General features: G+C 48.1%; 1 protein-coding gene and 1 pseudogene. Both read left to right on the top strand.

The features are described 5' to 3' along the window. Positions 1-862: 2-octaprenyl-6-methoxyphenyl hydroxylase (gene ubiH / locus R7Z50_RS25110; RefSeq protein ID WP_318149438.1), on the top strand; the 862-nt coding region annotated here is incomplete at its 5' end. A gap of 49 nt (positions 863-911) precedes the next feature. Beyond that, positions 912-977 (top strand): annotated as a pseudogene (locus R7Z50_RS25105) (2-octaprenyl-6-methoxyphenol hydroxylase); the annotation flags it as partial.

The following is a 977-nucleotide window of genomic DNA, read 5'->3' as shown; positions in this document are numbered from 1 at the left end:
TTATGTCGTAGAGTTAGCCGATGTTGGTCGTGTTTACCAAGAATTGCTGACTCACAGTACCGCTATCGATTTGTACTGCCCAGACTCCGCGAAGCACATTACCCGAACTCAAGAAAATGTGACGATTGAGCTTGCTAGTGGTGAGTTGCTTAATGCGAAATTACTTGTTGCCGCCGATGGTGCGGTTTCGCAATGTTGTCAGCAAATTGGTTTGGAGCTTTCTGAGCATGATTTCGACCAAGTTGCCGTAATTGCCAATATTGTGACTCAAGAGCCGCATCAAGGTCGCGCATTTGAGCGTTTTACTGAAAACGGCCCAGTTGCCCTGCTGCCGATGAGTGATAATCGAATGTCGCTCGTATGGTGCTTACGTCCTGATGAAGCTCAAATTGTAATGGAATTGTCTGAAAGCGAATTTCTTGAACAGCTTCAGCAAGATTTTGGTTGGCGATTAGGTGCGATGCAAAAAGTGGGGCTCCGTGCGAGCTATCCGTTGTTGCTTCGTCATCGCAAGCAAAATATTTCACACCGTTTTGCGATAGTCGGTAACGCAGCACAAACGCTGCATCCCATTGCTGGGCAGGGCTTCAACTTGGGGATCCGAGACGTGGTCACTCTCGCAGAGGAACTGGTCAAGCAAGGTGAAGATGTTGGGAGTTACCAAGGCCTGATCCGCTTTAGTCGACGCCGAGAAGCAGACCGTAACGAAACCATTTGGCTAACAAGCTCGTTAGTCCATGTTTTTTCGAACGATTTACTCGCGATGCGAATTGGGCGAAATACAGCCTTAGCCGCGATGGATAACCTTTCTATTTTTAAGCAGCCGCTCTTGCGCCATACTCTTGGCTTAGTGAAACGATGATTGACTGCAACAAACTAGGTAACAACCAGTTATTAGGTAATAAATAGCAATGATGCAAAGTGTAGATATCGCCAGCATCGGCGGCGGGATGGTTGGGTTGGCGCTTGCCGCCGCA

The sequence above is a fragment of the Vibrio sp. 1249-1 genome (assembly GCF_033340495.1).
This window is presented reverse-complemented; position numbering and strand designations above follow the sequence as displayed.